The 15991-nt window shown below is 64.2% G+C and carries 16 protein-coding genes and 2 tRNA genes; 8 read left to right on the top strand and 10 right to left on the bottom strand.

Going from position 1 to position 15991, the window contains the following annotated elements; genetic code table 11:
- Positions 1–3: 3 nt before the first annotated feature.
- On the bottom strand, positions 4–1011 hold the full coding sequence (gene gap, locus LC083_RS11465; protein WP_160606594.1) for a type I glyceraldehyde-3-phosphate dehydrogenase: 1008 nt from the start codon (positions 1009–1011) through the stop codon (positions 4–6).
- A 16-nt stretch (positions 1012–1027) separates the two neighbouring features.
- Positions 1028–3028, bottom strand: coding sequence for a transketolase (gene tkt, locus LC083_RS11460; protein ID WP_226700496.1), 2001 nt, complete (start codon positions 3026–3028; stop codon positions 1028–1030).
- A gap of 177 nt (positions 3029–3205) precedes the next feature.
- Here tkt and LC083_RS11455 point away from each other — a divergent pair, with 177 nt between their 5' ends.
- The 4 genes from LC083_RS11455 (at position 3206) to LC083_RS11440 (ending at position 4875) form a co-directional block, all read left to right on the top strand.
- The gene (locus LC083_RS11455; protein WP_226700495.1) at positions 3206–3397 is read left to right on the top strand and encodes a hypothetical protein; all 192 of its coding nucleotides are present in this window, start codon (positions 3206–3208) and stop codon (positions 3395–3397) included.
- Positions 3394–3735 (top strand): cell division protein ZapA, encoded by a 342-nt coding sequence (locus LC083_RS11450; protein ID WP_226700494.1) that lies wholly within the window; start codon positions 3394–3396, stop codon positions 3733–3735. The genes LC083_RS11455 and LC083_RS11450 overlap by 4 nt, the downstream gene beginning before the upstream one ends.
- Before the next feature lie 337 nt (positions 3736–4072).
- A complete protein-coding gene (locus LC083_RS11445; protein ID WP_226700493.1) occupies positions 4073–4645 on the top strand; it encodes a 5-formyltetrahydrofolate cyclo-ligase in 573 nt (190 codons plus the stop codon).
- Positions 4642–4875, top strand: coding sequence for a DUF2842 domain-containing protein (locus LC083_RS11440; RefSeq protein ID WP_226700492.1), 234 nt, complete (start codon positions 4642–4644; stop codon positions 4873–4875). The genes LC083_RS11445 and LC083_RS11440 overlap by 4 nt, the downstream gene beginning before the upstream one ends.
- A gap of 71 nt (positions 4876–4946) precedes the next feature.
- Here LC083_RS11440 and LC083_RS11435 read toward each other — a convergent pair.
- Positions 4947–5023 (bottom strand) — tRNA-Asp (locus LC083_RS11435).
- A 177-nt stretch (positions 5024–5200) separates the two neighbouring features.
- On the opposite strand from LC083_RS11435, the gene LC083_RS14025 reads away from it, so the two are divergent.
- On the top strand, positions 5201–5323 hold the full coding sequence (locus tag LC083_RS14025) for a hypothetical protein (RefSeq protein WP_264187272.1): 123 nt from the start codon (positions 5201–5203) through the stop codon (positions 5321–5323).
- 3 nt (positions 5324–5326) lie between these two features.
- Here LC083_RS14025 and LC083_RS11430 read toward each other — a convergent pair whose 3' ends face one another.
- The 5 genes from LC083_RS11430 to thyA form a co-directional block, all read right to left on the bottom strand.
- On the bottom strand, positions 5327–5911 hold the full coding sequence (locus LC083_RS11430) for a YdeI/OmpD-associated family protein (protein WP_226700491.1): 585 nt from the start codon (positions 5909–5911) through the stop codon (positions 5327–5329).
- A gap of 20 nt (positions 5912–5931) precedes the next feature.
- Positions 5932–7224: a dihydrolipoamide acetyltransferase family protein gene (locus LC083_RS11425; protein ID WP_226700490.1), complete on the bottom strand. Its 1293-nt coding sequence runs from the start codon at positions 7222–7224 to the stop codon at positions 5932–5934.
- A gap of 4 nt (positions 7225–7228) precedes the next feature.
- The gene (locus LC083_RS11420) at positions 7229–8227 is read right to left on the bottom strand and encodes an alpha-ketoacid dehydrogenase subunit beta (RefSeq protein WP_224832712.1); all 999 of its coding nucleotides are present in this window, start codon (positions 8225–8227) and stop codon (positions 7229–7231) included.
- 56 nt (positions 8228–8283) lie between these two features.
- The gene (locus LC083_RS11415; RefSeq protein WP_226700489.1) at positions 8284–9600 is read right to left on the bottom strand and encodes a 3-methyl-2-oxobutanoate dehydrogenase (2-methylpropanoyl-transferring) subunit alpha; all 1317 of its coding nucleotides are present in this window, start codon (positions 9598–9600) and stop codon (positions 8284–8286) included.
- A 77-nt stretch (positions 9601–9677) separates the two neighbouring features.
- Complete coding sequence (gene thyA, locus LC083_RS11410) at positions 9678–10604, bottom strand: thymidylate synthase (protein ID WP_226700488.1); 927 nt, start codon at positions 10602–10604, stop codon at positions 9678–9680.
- A gap of 108 nt (positions 10605–10712) precedes the next feature.
- Here thyA and LC083_RS11405 point away from each other — a divergent pair.
- Positions 10713–10789, top strand: a tRNA-Pro gene (locus LC083_RS11405).
- A 157-nt stretch (positions 10790–10946) separates the two neighbouring features.
- On the opposite strand, the gene LC083_RS11400 is transcribed toward LC083_RS11405, so the two are convergent.
- Positions 10947–11753 (bottom strand): hypothetical protein, encoded by an 807-nt coding sequence (locus LC083_RS11400; RefSeq protein WP_226700487.1) that lies wholly within the window; start codon positions 11751–11753, stop codon positions 10947–10949.
- A gap of 340 nt (positions 11754–12093) precedes the next feature.
- On the opposite strand from LC083_RS11400, the gene LC083_RS11395 reads away from it, so the two are divergent.
- Together LC083_RS11395 and LC083_RS11390 are read left to right on the top strand one after the other, a co-directional pair.
- Positions 12094–12567: a low molecular weight protein-tyrosine-phosphatase gene (locus LC083_RS11395; protein WP_226700486.1), complete on the top strand. Its 474-nt coding sequence runs from the start codon at positions 12094–12096 to the stop codon at positions 12565–12567.
- Positions 12560–13894 (top strand): ABC1 kinase family protein, encoded by a 1335-nt coding sequence (locus tag LC083_RS11390; RefSeq protein WP_226700485.1) that lies wholly within the window; start codon positions 12560–12562, stop codon positions 13892–13894. The genes LC083_RS11395 and LC083_RS11390 overlap by 8 nt, the downstream gene beginning before the upstream one ends.
- 22 nt (positions 13895–13916) lie before the next feature.
- Here LC083_RS11390 and recG read toward each other — a convergent pair whose 3' ends face one another.
- The gene (recG, locus tag LC083_RS11385; RefSeq protein WP_226700484.1) at positions 13917–15980 is read right to left on the bottom strand and encodes an ATP-dependent DNA helicase RecG; all 2064 of its coding nucleotides are present in this window, start codon (positions 15978–15980) and stop codon (positions 13917–13919) included.
- Positions 15981–15991 lie beyond the last annotated feature (11 nt).

Here is a 15991-nt window from a genome sequence, read left to right as displayed (position 1 = left end):
TCCTTAAAGGAACTTCGCCATCACGCCGGTGGTGTCGATCATGCGGTTCGAGAAGCCCCACTCGTTGTCGTACCAGCTGACGACGCGCGCCAGCTTGCCTTCGAGAACGGCGGTTTCGAGGCTGTCGACGGTCGAGCTGGCCGGGTGGTGGTTGAAGTCGCTGCTGACGAGCGGCTGGTCGGTGTAGTCGAGCACGCCCTTCATCTTGCCTTCGGCTGCAGCCTTGAGCGCGGCGTTGATTTCCTCTGCCGTGGTGTCGCGGCCGGGTACGAAGGTCAGGTCGACCAGCGAAACGTTCGGCGTCGGTACGCGGACCGACGAACCGTCCAGCTTGCCCTTCAGTTCTGGCAGGACGAGGCCGACCGCACGGGCAGCGCCGGTGGTGGTCGGGATCATGTTCTGCGCACCGCCGCGGGCACGGCGCAGGTCCTTGTGGATCTGGTCGAGCATGCGCTGGTCGTTGGTGTAGCTGTGGATCGTGGTCATGAAGCCGCGCTCGATCCCGACGAGATCCTGCAGGACCTTGGCGACCGGTGCGAGGCAGTTGGTGGTGCAGCTGGCGTTCGAGATGATGTCGTCGTCGGCGGTCAGCGTGTCGTGGTTCACGCCGTAGACGATCGTCTTCGACACGCCCGTTGCCGGGGCCGAGATGATCACGCGCTTGGCGCCTGCCGCAAGGTGCGGACGGGCCGCTTCGTCCGACTGGAAGAAGCCGGTGCATTCCATGACGATGTCGACGCCCATTTCAGCGTGCGGCAGCTTGCCGGGATCGCGTTCGCTGGTGACGCGCACGTGCTTGCCGTTGATGACGAGGTCTTCGCCGTCCACTTCGACCGTGCCGGGGAAGCGGCCGTGGGTGCTGTCGAAACCGAACAGCAGCGCGTTCGACTTGGTGTCGGACAGGTCGTTGATCGACACCAGCTCGAGGTCGTGGTCGTCACGCTCCAGGATGGCGCGCGCCACCAGGCGACCGATACGTCCGAAACCGTTGATTGCAACCTTGGTCGCCATTGGGAAGAACTCCTGCTTAGCCGTTCAATTTGTTGATGATTTGCGGGACGATCGCCTCCGCGGTGATACCGAATTTCGCGTAGAGGTCACCGGCCGGGGCGGATGCGCCGAAGCGGTCGATGCCGATGGTCAGGCCGTCGACGCCGACAAAGCGTTCCCAGCCCTGCGTGACGCCCGCCTCGATCGAGACCTTGAGCGCATCGGCGGGCAGCACGTCGGCGCGATAGGCCGGGTCCTGCCGCGCGAAAAGTTCCATGCACGGCATCGAGACGACGTCCGCGCCGATGCCCTGTTCCTCGAGGCTGGCGGCACAGGCCATGGCCACCTCGACTTCCGAACCGGTCGCGACCAGCACGACCTTGCGGTCGGCATCGGCGGCCTTGAGGCGATAAGCGCCCTTGGCGCTACGGTTGCTCGCCGAGCCCCAGTCGGCATCGCCCTCGCCGCGCAGCTGCGGCAGGTTCTGGCGGCTCAGCGCGAGCACGGCAGGCGTGGTCGGCGCTTCGAGCGCCAGCGCCCAGCATTCGGCCGTCTCGATCGTGTCGCACGGGCGATAGACGTTGAGATTTGGGATCAGGCGCAGGCTCATCACCTGCTCGATCGGCTGGTGGGTCGGGCCGTCTTCGCCAAGGCCGATGCTGTCATGCGTCAGAACGTAGGTCACGTTGATCTGCTGCAGCGCAGACAGGCGGATCGCATTGCGGCAATAGTCGCTGAAGATCAGGAAGGTGCCGCCATAAGGCGCAACGCCGCCGTGCAGCGCCATGCCGTTCATCGCGGCGGCCATGCCGAATTCACGGATACCGTAATAGAGATAGCGGCCGCTGTAATCGTCCGCGCTGAAGGGCGCGGTGGACGCCGTCTTGGTGTTGTTCGAGCCGGTGAGGTCGGCCGAACCGCCGATCAGCTGGGGCAGCTTCTCGGTCAGCGGGCCAAGCGCCATTTCCGAAGCCTTGCGGGTGGCGACGGTCTTGGGATTGGCGGCGAGATCACGGATGTAGCTTTCCAGCGCGGGGCTGGCGAGATTGCCGACACCCGCCATGTGGTTCTCGAACGCTGCGCGCGCCGCGCTGTCGGCTTCGAGATGCCGGCGCCATTCGGCATGGGCGGCCTTCCCGCTTTCGGCGGTCGAGCGCCAGTCGGCAAGGATCGCGCCCGGCACGGTGAACGGCTCTGCATCCCAGCCAAGGTATTCGCGGGCCGCGGCAATTTCGTCTGCACCCAGCGGCGCGCCGTGGACATTGTGGCCGCCCTGCTTGTTCGGGGCGCCCTTGCCGATGACGGTGCGGCAGGCGATCAGCGAGGGGCGTTCGTCCGCCAGCGCTTCGTCGAGCGCGCGGCGGATGTCCGCGAAATCATGGCCGTCGCAGCTGGTCACATGCCAGCCGGTCGCTTCGTAGCGGGCCTTGATGTCCTCGCTCGTCGACAGGTCGGTATCGCCGTCGATGGTGATGCGGTTGTCGTCCCACAGCACGTTCATGCGGCCGAGCTTGAGGTGGCCGGCAAGCCCGATCGCCTCGTGGTTGATGCCTTCCATCAGGCACCCGTCGCCCGCGATCACCCAGGTGCGGTGGTCGACCAGCTTGTCAGAGAAGACCGCGTTGAGGTGACGCTCGGCAATCGCCATGCCGACAGCCATCGCAAGGCCCTGGCCGAGCGGGCCGGTGGTGCATTCCACGCCGTCGAGCAGGAAGTTTTCCGGGTGGCCGGCGCAGGGGCTGCCGAGCTGGCGGAAGTTGCGGATGTCGTCCATCGTCGGACGCTCGTAGCCCGACAGGTGGAGCAGCGCGTAGATCAGCATCGAGCCGTGGCCGGCCGACAGCACGAAACGGTCGCGATCGGCCCAGTTCGGCGCGGCAGGATCGTGGCGCAGATATTCGCTCCACAGCACCGTCGCGGCGTCGGCCATGCCCATCGGCATGCCGGGATGCCCCGAGTTTGCCGCCTGCACCGCATCCATCGAAAGAGCCCTGATGGCGTTGGCCATCTGGACCATGCGGGCAGTGTCGATTGTCATGCTTGGTATCTCCGCGAAAAAGGGCCGATTCGACGCGCGCGCACCCTTCGCGGAGGCGTGCGACAAGGTCAAGCCGAGGGCTGGGGACAGGCCCGCGAGGCCGACCCTTGAGCAACTTATCAACAGCACACCCCAAACCTTTGCGCGGCAACGCCATTCTTGGTATTTCTACGCGCCATGAGCGAAGCGCGCATCACGACGGCCATCGACAGGATCGAAAAAGCGCTCGCCCGCATCGAGACCCAGGCCGCACTTTCGCGCTCTCCGTCGGCTTCGGCGGCACTCGCACAGAAGCACGAAACGCTGCGCGAACAGGTCACTGCCAGCCTGGCCGAACTCGACACGCTGATTGCGGGACTTGAACGATGAGCGAGGTCCGTCTCACCGTCGGCGAGCGCAGCTATACCGTGGGCTGCGCAGCAGGGCAGGAACAGCGGATCGAGTATCTCGGCGGTCTCGTCGATGCCAAGCTCAAGGCGATGGGCGGCAATCTCACCAGCAACGAGGCGAAGAACCTGCTGTTCGCCGCTCTGATGCTGGCAGACGAGGCTGACGAAGCCCGCACCAAGGGCGGCACGGCTGCGCCCTCGCCTGCACCTGCCGGATCGTCGCTCGACAGCGATGCGGTGGCCGGAAAGCTGGAACGCCTCGCCACGGCGTTCGAAAACGCTGCATCGGCTCTTGAGGGGCGCTCGCAGGCCTCCTAAATAGGCCGCGGCGGGACTGCCCGGCACGAGCCGCATGAAACATCCCTGAGGCTATAAGCAATCCAAGGGAGCTGTCCCTACCTGGTTGGCGGGTTCGTCCCGGCGATCCGGATATACGGCGCCCACCTGACGTGAAGGCGTCAGAGGATTTTCCGGCAACGACCCATGGTGGTTCCGCCACATTCATTTTGCGCCTCAGGCGCCGGCGTTCGCGTCCGCTCACTTGGCTTTCCTCGCTCAAGCGACCTTTCGGTCGCGTCGCTGCGGGCGGCCGGTCGGCCTTGCGGGCCTTGGGCCCGGAGGGGGACGCACGATCAAGCGAGTTGATGAGGCGGCAGTGACCAAGGACGAACTTCGCAAGCAACTGCGCGCGGCGCGCCGTGAAACGGTCGAGGCTCTGCCCGACAGCATGCGCGCGCTGGTTTTCCATCGCCCGCCCGCGCCGCTGCTCGACTTGTTGCCGGAAGGTGCTGTGATCGGCCTTTACCGTGCCAATCCGCACGAAGCGCCTGCCGCGTCCTATGCCAAGTTCCTGTTCGAGCGGGGCCACACCCTCGCCCTGCCGCGTTTCGCCACGCGAAACGCGCCGATGGAATTCGCGCTGTTCGAAGACCCGTTCGAGGAAAGCGACCTCGAGGTCGGTCCTTTCGGCCTGCTGCAGCCCGCGGCGGAGGCTGTGACAGCTTCGCCGGACGTGCTGTTCGTCGCGCTGGTCGGCTTTACCGATCGCGGCGAGCGGCTGGGCCAGGGCGGCGGGCATTACGACCGCTGGCTGGACGCCAATCCCTCTGCGAAAACCATCGGGCTCGCCTGGGACAGCCAGCTGGTTGCCGCGCTGCCGACCGAACCGCATGACCGCAGGCTCGATGCCGTCGTCACCCCTACCCGCCTTTACGGACCCTTCGCATGAGAAACGAACCTACCTGGCGTATTCCCGTCGGCCTCATGGGCTTGCTGCTGGCACTGCTGGTCTACGGCATCCTCGTCGCGCGCTACGTGCCCGAAGTGATCGGCGGCTGGAACGCGCTGGTGCAGACGGTGATCTACCTGTTCCTGGGCCTCGTCTGGCTGCTGCCGCTGCGACGCTTCCTGATCTGGATGGAAACGGGCCGCTGGTCGCCTCCTGCGGACAAGGAATGAGGCGCGCATAACGAAAAAGCGGGGCCGAAGCCCCGCTTTCACGCATCTTCAAATCTGAAGAATGTCCCAAGTGGCGCGAGTGACGGGACTCGAACCCGCGACCCTCGGCGTGACAGGCCGATACTCTAACCAACTGAGCTACACCCGCGCATCCAGGCGCTGTGCCTCTTGGGAGCCGCGCATCTAGGCGGCACTCCGATTCCTGTCAATGCGCTTTTCGCCCCTTTTTTCGGATTGTTTTCCCGCCTCCGCATTTACTCGAAAGTAACCATTTGGGGCCGACACTGCCGCCAGCATTTCCACGTGGGGGAACGGGGGAAGTCGCATGTTGCAAGGGGCATTACTCATCGCATCGCTGGCGCTGCTCGGGGGCGGCGCGATCGCCGCAAAATCGGCCATCGATATCCAGGACAGCTGTTACGAGGCGCCGCCCGGCTGGCCCCGCTGACGTTCAGCAGTTCTCGTACTTCCAGTATCGCTTCTTGCCCTCGGCAAGCCATTCGACCGCCTGGTCGAGCCGGCTTGCGCGGGTTGCTTCGCGCTTTGCCCCGGTAATCCAGTCCACGTAATCGCGCCGCTGCGCCGCGGTGAAACCGTCGAAAGTCGCCTTTGCCGCAGGATCCGCGCCGAGGCGCTGGGCGAGGTCTTCGGGCACGGCGCTTTCCTTGACCGGGGCGCGCTTCTTGCCGCCGCCGGTCGCGCTCCCGCCCGCCTCTAACACGGCGGCGATGTCCTGCAGGCGGTTGACCAGTTCTGCATCGGCGGGAAGGTCGGAAAGCTTCGCGATCTTGCCGCATTGCCCCATCCCCTCGCCCTGCTTCGCCTCGCCGTGGATAGTGAAGGAGCAATGCGCCTTGAACGCGGCCATGCCGGCGACGTTCTTACCCTTGAGGCAGAAGTGAGGCATGCCCCACTTGATGTCCTCCTCGCCTTCGGGAAGCGCGTCATGCGCCACCTGCCGCAGGTGCCGAAGGATGGGCTGCGCAAACGGCGCGGCCTTGGCAATGTAGTCATCGACTCGGGTGTCGGTCTTCATGCCCGACACCCTATCACAGGTCAGTCGACGAGGATCAGCGCGGGCGTCTCGATCAGCTTCTTCAGCGCCTGGATAAAGCTGGCTGCATCATAGCCGTCGACCACGCGGTGGTCGCAGCTGATCGAGATGTTCATCAGCTTGCGCTTCTCGATCCGTTCGCCGCCCATGCCGTCGGACACGTACATCGGGCGCTCGATAATGCGGTTCGGGCCGATGATCGCGACTTCGGGGCGGTTGATGACCGGCGTGGTCGCCACGCCGCCGAGGGGGCCGAGCGAAGTGACGGTCAGCGTGCCGCCTTCCATCTCTTCCTTCTTGGCCGTGCCGCTGCGAGCCGCATCGGCAAGCCGCGAAATTTCCTTGGCGAGCTGCCACAGGTTCATCGCATGCGCATTGCGCAGAACGGGGACCATCAGGCCCGCATCGGTCTGTGCGGCCATGCCCATGTTGACCGAGCCGTGCCGCGTCACCACGCCAGCCTCGTCATCGTAGCGCGCGTTGATCATCGGGAAATCGGGCAGCGTCTTGCAGATCGCCGTGATCAGCAGCGGCAGGATCGTCAGCTTGGGACGATCGCCGCGATTGGCGTTGAGCTGGGCGCGCAGGGTTTCGAGGTCGGTGACGTCCATCTCCTCGACATAGGAGAAGTGCGGGATGTTGCGCTTCGATGCAGCCATGTTCTCGGCGATGCGGCGACGCATGCCGATGACCTTCTTCTCCTCGTCCTCGCGCGTTTTCGCGGCAGGCGAATAGCCGGAGTTGTAGGACAGGAACTGGTCGAGATCCCCGTGACGGATACGGCCCTCTTCCGAGGGCTTCACCTGCGCAAGGTCGATCCCGAGGTCCCTGGCGCGCTTGCGCACCGCCGGGGTGGCGAGGACCTTGGCGTGGGCCTTGGGCTCGGGCGCCGGGGTCAGCGCGGGCAGCGGCTCGGGTGCCGGATCGGCGGCCAGCGCGTCTTCGGCATCGCTTGCATCGGAGGTTTCCACCTCGATGCGCTCCTCGACCTTCTCCGCCTTGGGAGCAGGTGCCGGAGCAGGCGCTTCTTCGGCGACGTCTTCGGGAATCTCGCCCTCGACCTCGATCACCACCAGCATCGAGCCGATCGAAACCATGTCGCCTTCCTCGCCGGCGACCTCGACGATGGTGCCGGTGACCGGGCTTTCCATCGGCACGGTCGCCTTGTCGGTCATCATGTCGACGAATTCCTCGTCCTCCTGGACGCGGTCGCCGACTTTCTTGTGCCACTGGACGATCTCGGCCTCGGCGATGCCTTCGCCGATGTCGGGCATATTGAAGGTGAACTTGCTCATCGCGTTACTCGCTCAGGATCTTGTCGAGGGCCTCGCCGATACGGACCGGACCGGGGAAGTAGGCCCATTCGAGGCTGTGGGGATAGGGCGTGTCGAAGCCGGTGACTCGTTCGACGGGGGCTTCGAGATGGTAGAAGCAGCGTTCGGTGACGAGCGCGGAGAGTTCCGCGCCGAAACCGGCAGTGCGCGTGGCTTCGTGGACGATCAGGCAGCGGCCGGTCTTCTTCACCGAAGCCTCGATCGTCTCGATGTCGAGCGGGACGATGGTGCGCAGGTCGATGATGTCGGCCTCCACGCCCTTCTCGGCGCAGACCGCCTCGACCACGTGGACCATGGTGCCATAGGCGATGATGGTCAGTTCCTCGCCCTCGGTGGCAAGACGCGCCTTGCCGAGCGGGATCTTGTAATGGCCTTCGGGCACGATGCTGGCGTCGAACTTCTTCCACGGCTGCACCGGCTTGTCGTAATAGCCGGAGAACGGGCCGTTGTAGATGCGCTTGGGCTCGAAGAAGATGACCGGGTCGTTGTCCTCGATCGCGGAAATCAGCAGGCCCTTGGCGTCATAGGGCGTCGCCGGGATCACCGTCTTGAGGCCCGCCACATGGGCGAAGATCGCCTCGGGGCTCTGGCTGTGGGTCTGGCCGCCGAAGATGCCGCCGCCGAACGGGCTGCGCACGGTCATCGGGGCGATGTATTCACCCGCCGAACGATAACGCAGGCGCGCCGCTTCGGAGATCAGCTGGTCGAGGCCGGGGTAGATATAGTCGGCGAACTGGATTTCCGGCACCGGACGCAGGCCGTATGCCCCCATGCCCACCGCCACGGCGATGATGCCGCACTCGGAAATCGGCGTGTCGAACACGCGGGTCTTGCCGTATTTTTCCTGCAGACCCGCGGTGCAACGGAACACGCCGCCGAAATAGCCCACGTCCTCGCCCATGACGACGACATCGGGGTCCTTCGCCATGGAGATGTCGAGCGCCTCGTTGATCGCCTCGATCATGTTGAGGCGGCGTTCGCTACCGGTCGCTGCGGTTTCGGTCGTTTTCGTTGCGGTGCTCACAGGTCGAGCCCTCCCGGAAACTTGGTCTCGCGTTCGCGGATCGCCTGTTCGGCCTGCTCCTGCAGGTGCCAGGGCAGTTCCTCGAACACATCCTCGAACATGGTGCGGAAAGGATGGTGCAGGCCGTGGCCGAGGATGCCGTTGGCTTCCGCTTCCTTGGTGGTCTTCTTGACGTATTCCGCCGCTTCCAAATCCATCGCCTGCTGGCGCTCCTCGTCCCACTCGCCGATGGCGATGAGGTGGTTCTTGAGGCGCATGACGGGATCGCCCAGCGGCCATTCGTCACGCTCCTGCGCGCTGCGATAGCCGGACGGATCGTCGGAGGTGGAGTGGCCTTCGGCGCGGTAGCTGAAGAACTCGATCACGGTCGGACCGGCGTTCGCGCGGGCGCGGTTGGCGGCCCACTGTTCCGCCGCATAGCAGGCGAGCGGGTCGTTGCCGTCGACGCGCAGCGAAGCGATACCGTACCCGAGGCCGCGCGCCGCAAAGGTCGCACGCTCGGCACCAGCAAAGCCGCTGAAGCTGGAAATGGCCCACTGGTTGTTGACCACGTTGAAGATCACCGGCGCATTGTAGACGGTTGCGAACAGGCAGGCGGAATGGAAGTCGCCTTCCGCGGTGCTGCCCTCGCCCACCCAGGTCGCGGCAATGCGGCTGTCGCCCTTGATCGCGCTCGCCATCGCCCAGCCGACCGCCTGCGGGGTCTGCGTGGCGAGGTTGCCGGAGATCGAGAAGAAGCTGTGCTCGCGGCTCGAATACATGATCGGCAGCTGGCGGCCCTTCAGCTTGTCGCCCTTGTTCGAGTAGATCTGGTTGATCATCTCGATCATCGGGTAGCCGCGCTGGATCAGGATGCCCTGCTGGCGGTAGCTGGGGAAGATCATGTCGTCGCCCGCCAGCGCCATGGAGGCGGACACGCTGGTCGCCTCCTCGCCGGTGCACTTCATGTAGAAGCTGGTCTTGCCCTGCCGCTGGCCGCGGAACATCCGTTCGTCGAACGCGCGGGTCATGGCCATGTGGCCGAGCATGGTGCGCAGGGTTTCGGGATCGAGCTTGGGGTCCCAGGGTCCGTGCGCCTTGTGGTCATCGCCCAGCACGCGGATCAAGCCATAGGCGAAATCGCGCATATCCTTGGGATCGGTGGTCTCGTCGGGGCGCGGCTGCGCGCCTGCTTCCGGCACCTCGATATGCGAAAAGTCGACCGTATCACCGGGACGGAACTTGGGTTCGGGAACATGGAGCGAAAGCGTGGGGCGGTTGTCGCCGGCTTTCGCTGCTGTCCGGTCACCCTCGGCAGGGGGCCTGTCGGCCATAGACTCTCTCCAGACGCAATCTTACGCTTGGGCGTTATTTTATTTCACGCGGGAGAAACGGTCAAGATGGTGCCGGTTCAGACCGCGACGGGGGCCTTGATGGGCCCGTGCGGCGTGTAGTCGTGAACCGCGAAATCCTCAATGCGGTAGTCGAAGATCGAGGCCGGACGCCGCAAAATCTCAAGCGTCGGATGACCTTGCGGTTCCCGCTCCAGCTGCTCTTCGACGAGGTGTTCGTGGTTGAGATACAGGTGCGTATCGCCGCCCATCCACACGAATTCGCCCGGCTCGAGTCCCGCCTGGTCGGCCAGCATGCGCTGCAGCAGCGCCGCCGACCACAGGTTGAACGGCAGCCCCAGCGCGACGTCGCAGCTGCGCTGGTAGAGCAACCCGTTGAGTCGCCCGTCCGCCACGTGGAACTGGTAGGTCTTGTGGCACGGCGGCAGTGCCATCGAATCGAGTTCGGCCACGTTCCAGCCCTCGATGATGTGGCGGCGGCTGCCCGGATTCACCTTCAGCGATTCGACCACCTCGGCGATCTGGTTGATCCCCTCGCCCTTCTCGTAGAGCCCGTCCTTGCGATAGCGATAGGTCGGCCAGTCCACCCATTGCTTGCCGTAGACCGGACCGAGATCGCCCCAGCGCTCGGCAAATGCCTCGTCATCGGCGATCCGCTGGACGAAGTCGTCGAGCGCGATCTCCTCGCCCGTCTCCTTTACATAGCGCGCGTGCGGCCACTCGTTCCAGATCTTCACGCCCTGCAGCACCAGCGGTCGGATGTTGGTATCACCGGTGAGGAACCACAGCATCTCGCGCGTGGCGGTCTTCCAGTAGACCCGCTTGGTCGTGATGAGCGGCATGGCGCCGCCCGCAAGGTCGAAACGGAGCATGGCCCCGAAGACGGACCTCGTGCCTACGCCCGTGCGGTCGCTGCGCTCGTCACCCTCGCGCCAGATGCGGCGCATGAGGTCGAGATATTGCTGCTCGTAATGCTGCTGTGACACGCCTGCCGCCCTATCCCGATTTTCCGCGAAATGCCTGCTTGCGTGTGCAGCAATCCACACCTATAGGGCCGCCTCTGCCTCGCGGGGTCCGCCCCGCAAGCATCCGGTCGGGGAGTAGCTCAGCCTGGTAGAGCACTGTCTTCGGGAGGCAGGGGCCGGAGGTTCGAATCCTCTCTCCCCGACCAACTATCTTTTTCTTTTATTTTTCAGATGTTTATGAGCCAGGAAGGCCTCCTTCTGGGGCACCTATCCGGGGCACCTGTAAAGGTCACCCGGCTGACCAACCACAGTCTCTGATCTCGAGAGTTCCTGAGGCCCCCACTCGGAAACAGCGCCAATCAATCAAAACCTCTTCGACTTGATCGGCGAGGCCTGAAGAACGACGCCGCTCCTGTCAATAAGGCCCGCACACATGAAGTCTGCAAGCAACACTCGCTTTGCAACGACGCTTCGGTCGACCGGGTTATTGAACTTCGCAAACGAAGTTTGCTCTCTTAGGTTTTCGCCTGCTTTTTTAACAGGAGCAACAAGCCAAACATAGTTGCCAGATTCAGATATTTCCTTCAATCGATCTGGGGTTCCCGAAATATTCCAATATTTCATCGCGTAACTTTCGGACGGGATGTCCCATTCACGACCTTTTTCATTATTTCCAGTCGCGATTACTAGATCAATCCAATCAACAGCTACCGTAACAGTCGTCTTCGCCCCCAGCGCGTTCGACGCTTCATATGGCTCATCGTAAGTTCGGCCATAATCCGTAGCTGCGAATCCAAAGGCATTGCTCGGCTTGGGAAGATTGAGTTTGTAGCCGAAGCCGAATGGCATGTAAGTGCTGAGAGCGAAGTCTGAGACTTTGAGGGCACCAATCTTTGGATCGAAACTTCCAATCTTCTGCTTATCAGCGGTACTCCGTCTAATCCAGACCGGCGGCCTGGGATCTAGCGTACCTATACGGGCTTCATAAGCCGCATTACTCTCATACTCACCTTGCGGTGAAACGCTTGGAAGTGAGTTCCAAACTTCATCGAAAGACTGAGTTTGTAGCGTCTGCCCAATATAACTCTGGCACGTATCTGCTTGAGCCAGTGCTTGGCTGTGAACAGATCCAGCCAACATCAAACAACTCATTGCAAATAAGAATCTCATCTCACCCTCCAGAACTCTCAGTAGCTGCCGAAGTTACAGTCACAGCTTCTGACTTCAAAACAGAACGCGTCGAAACCTTAAGACTTTCTTGTGCGATGGACTCCACTGTCGCTCATCTCAGGTGGCGGGGTAACTACGATCCAAGTAGCCGGCAAGCCAACATGTTCGCAGAACATTGAGGTCTTGCAAGGTTCTGTTTTCGTGCCAAATATCACCACTCACCCTACCTCACGCGGAACGAATGGAGTCTCCCCGACCATTTATCCTGCACCGCGTCCCTCGCGTGCCACCAAATCAACATTTGTTTGAAACCACGGGGCCGCTGCCTCGTTGGGCGGTCATGCCGTCCCATTCCGTGTTGTTCGTCTGCCTCGGCAATATCTGCCGTTCGCCCCTTGCCGAAGCCGCTTTCCGCCGCGCTGCGGAGGAGGCCGGGCTCGACGTCCATGTCGATAGCGCGGGCACTGCCGACTACCATGTCGGCCAGCCGCCCGATCCGCGCAGTATCGACGAAGCGCACAGGCAAGGCATCGATATTTCGGGCTATCGCGGACGGCAGTTGGCGGCAGAGGACTTCCACCGCTTCGATTTCATCTTCGGCATGGACCGGTCGAACATGCAGGGTATCGCCGCGCGCGATCCCGGCAATGGGAAGGCGCGCACGGCCATGCTGCTCGACCTCGTGCCGGGCAGCGAAGGGCGCGAACTCTCCGACCCGTGGTATGGCGGCGAGGACAATTTCCGCGCAACCTGGGAAGACGTGACGATGGCCGCCGATGCGCTGGTCGAATTGCTGAGCAAGCGGAATGGCTGACGAAGACAAGCGGCGTGCGCGGCCGGTCCCGGCATCGCGCCTGGGCAGGCTGGCAGGCTTCGGCGGGCTGGCCGGCGGCATGGTCGCCGGCGCGCTGGGCGAAGGCGCACGGCGACTGGCTGCTGGCGAGCGGCCGAGCATGGACCAGCTGCTCCTCACCCCCGGCAATGCAAAACGCATGGCGGACAAGCTGTCGCACATGCGCGGCGCGGCGATGAAGCTGGGCCAGATGATTTCCATGGACGCAGGCGATGTCCTGCCGCCCGAGCTTTCCGCCATCCTCGCCCGCCTGCGCGAACAGGCCGACTTCATGCCGCCGCGCCAGCTCGACAAGGTGCTGGCCGAGCAGTGGGGGGCGGACTGGCGCAAGCTCTTCCGCCGGTTCGAGCCGCGTCCCATCGCCGCCGCGTCCATCGGACAGGTCCACCGTGCTCTGACCCGCGACGGGCGCGCGGTGGCTATCAAGGTGCAATATCCCGGTGTTGCCAAGAGCATCGAATCGGACGTCGACAATGTCGCCGGACTGCTGCGCATGACCGGCCTTTTGCCCGACAACCTAGACATCGTGCCGATGCTGGCAGCGGCGAAGGAGCAGCTGCGCGAGGAAGCCGATTACGAGCGCGAAGGCCGGATGATGCAGGTCTATGCCGAACTGCTGGAAGGCGATGCGCGCTTCGTGGTGCCCGAACTCCAGCCGGACCTGACCCGCCCGCACATCCTTGCCATGAGTTTCGAGGAGGGCCGTCCGATCGAGGCGCTGGCGGACGAACCGCAAGACCTGCGCGATTCGGTCTTTTCGAGCTTCATCGAGCTGGTCGGGCGCGAATTATTCGATTTCGGCTTCATGCAGACCGATCCCAATTTTGCGAACTACCGCTTCCGCGCCGATACCGGGCAAGTCGTGCTGCTCGATTTCGGCGCTGCCCGAAAGGTCGATCCGGCAGTCGCATCGCACTATCGCCGCCTGCTGCAGGCGGGGCTGGACGAGGACCGCGAACGGGTGCGCGAGGAAGCGCTGGCCGCCGGTTTCATTTCCCCGCAAGCCCTTGCGCGCCATCCAGAGCGTATTGTCCGGGCCATCGACATCATCGTCACCGAAATGGCGCGGCCCGGGAAGTTCGACTTCGGCGACCGTGCCTTCGTGCCCGAGATTACGGAAGAGGCGATGCCGATCGCCAAGGACAAGCAGAGCTGGCACGTTCCGCCGCCCGAAACGCTGTTCGTCCAGCGCAAGGTGAGCGGCACCGCGCTGCTCGGGGCAAGGCTGAAGGCACGGGTAGACGTGCGTTCGACTGTCAGGGAGCTGCTGGCAGAGACGGCGGCCTAGGTTTGCCCGCTGCGTCCGAGACCTAGCCTCCGCGCAGGGTCTTCACGCCGAAATCGCGCTCGAACAGGTAAAGCAGGATGCGCGCCGCCTCACCGCGGTCGCCCTCCAGGCCACCGTCGCGTTCCATCAGCAGGCGGGCATCGTCATGCGCCTTGGGCAGCAATTCGGTGATCTGCTCGAAACTGGCGATGGCGAAGGGCGTGTCGCCCGATTGCCGCGTGCCGAGCAATTCGCCTCCGCCGCGAAGGCGCAGATCTTCTTCCGCAAGGACGAAGCCATCCTGCGTCTCGCGCATCAGGGCGAGGCGTTCGCGTGCGGTTTCCGACAGCATTTCGCCGTGCAGCAGGACGCAGAAGCTCTTCTCGCTCCCCCGCCCGACGCGTCCGCGCAATTGGTGCAACTGGGCAAGGCCGAACCGCTCCGCCTGCTCGATCACCATGAGCGTCGCATTGGGCACGTCGACCCCGACCTCGATCACCGTGGTCGCCACCAGCAGCTTGGCATGGCCGCTGGCGAAGCGTTCCATGGCCGCATCCTTCATTTCCGGGGCCAGCTGGCCGTGGACGAGTACGACGTCGTCGCCGAACCGCTCCTTCAGCGAGGCATAACGGGCCTCGGCAGCCGCGATCTCGTCCGCACCGTCGCTTTCGCGGACCATCGGGCAGACCCAGTAGGCCTGCCGCCCTTCGGCGATTTGCGCCGCGAGCCGTTCCACCAGTGCAGGGATGCGGTCCTGCCCCATCACCACCGTGTCGATGGCCTGTCGTCCCGGTGGCAGTTCGTCGAGCTTGCTGACGTCCAGTTCGCCATATTGCGCCAGCGTCAGCGTGCGCGGGATGGGTGTTGCGGTCATGGCGAGGACGTGCGGTGCGCGCTTGCCCTTGCTCGCCAGCATCAGGCGCTGGCCGACACCAAAGCGGTGCTGTTCGTCGATCACCACCGTGGCGAGATTGCGATAGGCGACCTTGTCCTGGAAAATCGCATGCGTGCCGACGACGATGTCGATGCTACCGTCGAGCAGGCCCATCAGCGTCGCCTCGCGCGCCTTGCCCTTGTCGCGGCCCGTCAACAGGGCGACATGCGCGCCGGTCGGCTCCGCCATGCGGCGCAGGCTCTCGTAATGCTGGCGGGCGAGGATTTCGGTCGGCGCCAGCAAGGCCGCCTGCGCGCCCGCCTCCACCGCGATGAGCATGGCTTCGAGGGCTACGACGGTCTTGCCCGCCCCGACATCGCCCTGCAGCAGGCGCAGCATCGGCGCTTCCTGCGCCATATCGCCCTCGATCTCGGCAATCGAACGCTTCTGCGCCCCCGTCAGCGGGAACGGCAGGTCGAGCTTGCCGCGATAGCTGCCATCGCCCTTCAGGGGCTGGCCCTTGCGCCGGCGGTTGTCGGCGCGCACCAGCATCAGGGCCAGCGAATTGGCGAACAGCTCGTCATAGGCGAGCCGGTCGCGCGCCAGCTTGTCCTCGGCCTTGTGCGAACGGACAACAGCCTCGCGCCATGCGGGCCAGCTTTCCTTGGCGACCTGTGTCGGTTCGACCCATTCAGGCAGGTCGGGGCACTTCGCCAGCGCCTGCTCGACGAGGCCCGCCAGCTTGGGCTGGGTCAGCCCTTCGGACAGGCGATAGACCGGCTCACACAGGCGCTGCAGCGTATCGCCGCCTTCCTCCACCACGTGGTCGGGATGGACGATCTGCAGCATGTCGCCGAAGCGTTCGAGCTTGCCGGCCACCCAGCGCGTCTCGCCGACGGGCAGCTGTTTCTTGGCAGTATAGGACGCGCGCCCGAAATAGGTCAGTGCGAGGACGTTGCCGATGCTGTCCTGCGCCAGCACGCGGTATGGCGCACGCGGCGAGCGCCCGCTGCGATGTTCGGTCACGGTCAGCTTGACGACGATGTTCTCGCCCTCGCCCGCCTCGTCCAGCGTCTCCACTGCGCGCCGCGACACGAAGCGTTCGGGCAGGTGGTAAACGAGGTCGCGCAGCCGCGTCAGGCCGAGCTTGTCGAGCGGCTTCTTCAGCTTCGGGCCGACGCCGTCCAGCGTCTCCGTTTCGGCGAACAGGGGGTTGAGGACGTCGGGCCGCATCGTCCACACGC

It is taken from the genome of Qipengyuania gaetbuli (genome assembly GCF_020524765.1).
In the GTDB taxonomy this organism is placed as follows: domain Bacteria; phylum Pseudomonadota; class Alphaproteobacteria; order Sphingomonadales; family Sphingomonadaceae; genus Qipengyuania; species Qipengyuania gaetbuli_A.
Note: the sequence above shows the minus strand (reverse complement) of the source record. Positions and strands in the feature narration are given on the sequence as shown.

Bases quoted from the DNA above. Each gene is read 5' to 3' on its own strand.
- LC083_RS11395 (WP_226700486.1), top strand. From the start codon at position 12,094: ATGCCGTCCCATTCCGTGTTGTTCGTCTGCCTCGGCAATATCTGCCGT.
- LC083_RS14025 (WP_264187272.1), top strand. From the start codon at position 5,201: ATGTTGCAAGGGGCATTACTCATCGCATCGCTGGCGCTGCTCGGGGGC.
- recG (WP_226700484.1), bottom strand. From the start codon at position 15,980: ATGCGGCCCGACGTCCTCAACCCCCTGTTCGCCGAAACGGAGACGCTG.
- LC083_RS11450 (WP_226700494.1), top strand. From the start codon at position 3,394: ATGAGCGAGGTCCGTCTCACCGTCGGCGAGCGCAGCTATACCGTGGGC.
- tkt (WP_226700496.1), bottom strand. From the start codon at position 3,028: ATGACAATCGACACTGCCCGCATGGTCCAGATGGCCAACGCCATCAGG.
- LC083_RS11440 (WP_226700492.1), top strand. From the start codon at position 4,642: ATGAGAAACGAACCTACCTGGCGTATTCCCGTCGGCCTCATGGGCTTG.
- LC083_RS11400 (WP_226700487.1), bottom strand. From the start codon at position 11,753: ATGAGATTCTTATTTGCAATGAGTTGTTTGATGTTGGCTGGATCTGTT.
- LC083_RS11425 (WP_226700490.1), bottom strand. From the start codon at position 7,224: ATGAGCAAGTTCACCTTCAATATGCCCGACATCGGCGAAGGCATCGCC.
- gap (WP_160606594.1), bottom strand. From the start codon at position 1,011: ATGGCGACCAAGGTTGCAATCAACGGTTTCGGACGTATCGGTCGCCTG.
- LC083_RS11390 (WP_226700485.1), top strand. From the start codon at position 12,560: ATGGCTGACGAAGACAAGCGGCGTGCGCGGCCGGTCCCGGCATCGCGC.
- LC083_RS11430 (WP_226700491.1), bottom strand. From the start codon at position 5,911: ATGAAGACCGACACCCGAGTCGATGACTACATTGCCAAGGCCGCGCCG.
- LC083_RS11415 (WP_226700489.1), bottom strand. From the start codon at position 9,600: ATGGCCGACAGGCCCCCTGCCGAGGGTGACCGGACAGCAGCGAAAGCC.
- LC083_RS11455 (WP_226700495.1), top strand. From the start codon at position 3,206: ATGAGCGAAGCGCGCATCACGACGGCCATCGACAGGATCGAAAAAGCG.
- LC083_RS11420 (WP_224832712.1), bottom strand. From the start codon at position 8,227: ATGATCGAGGCGATCAACGAGGCGCTCGACATCTCCATGGCGAAGGAC.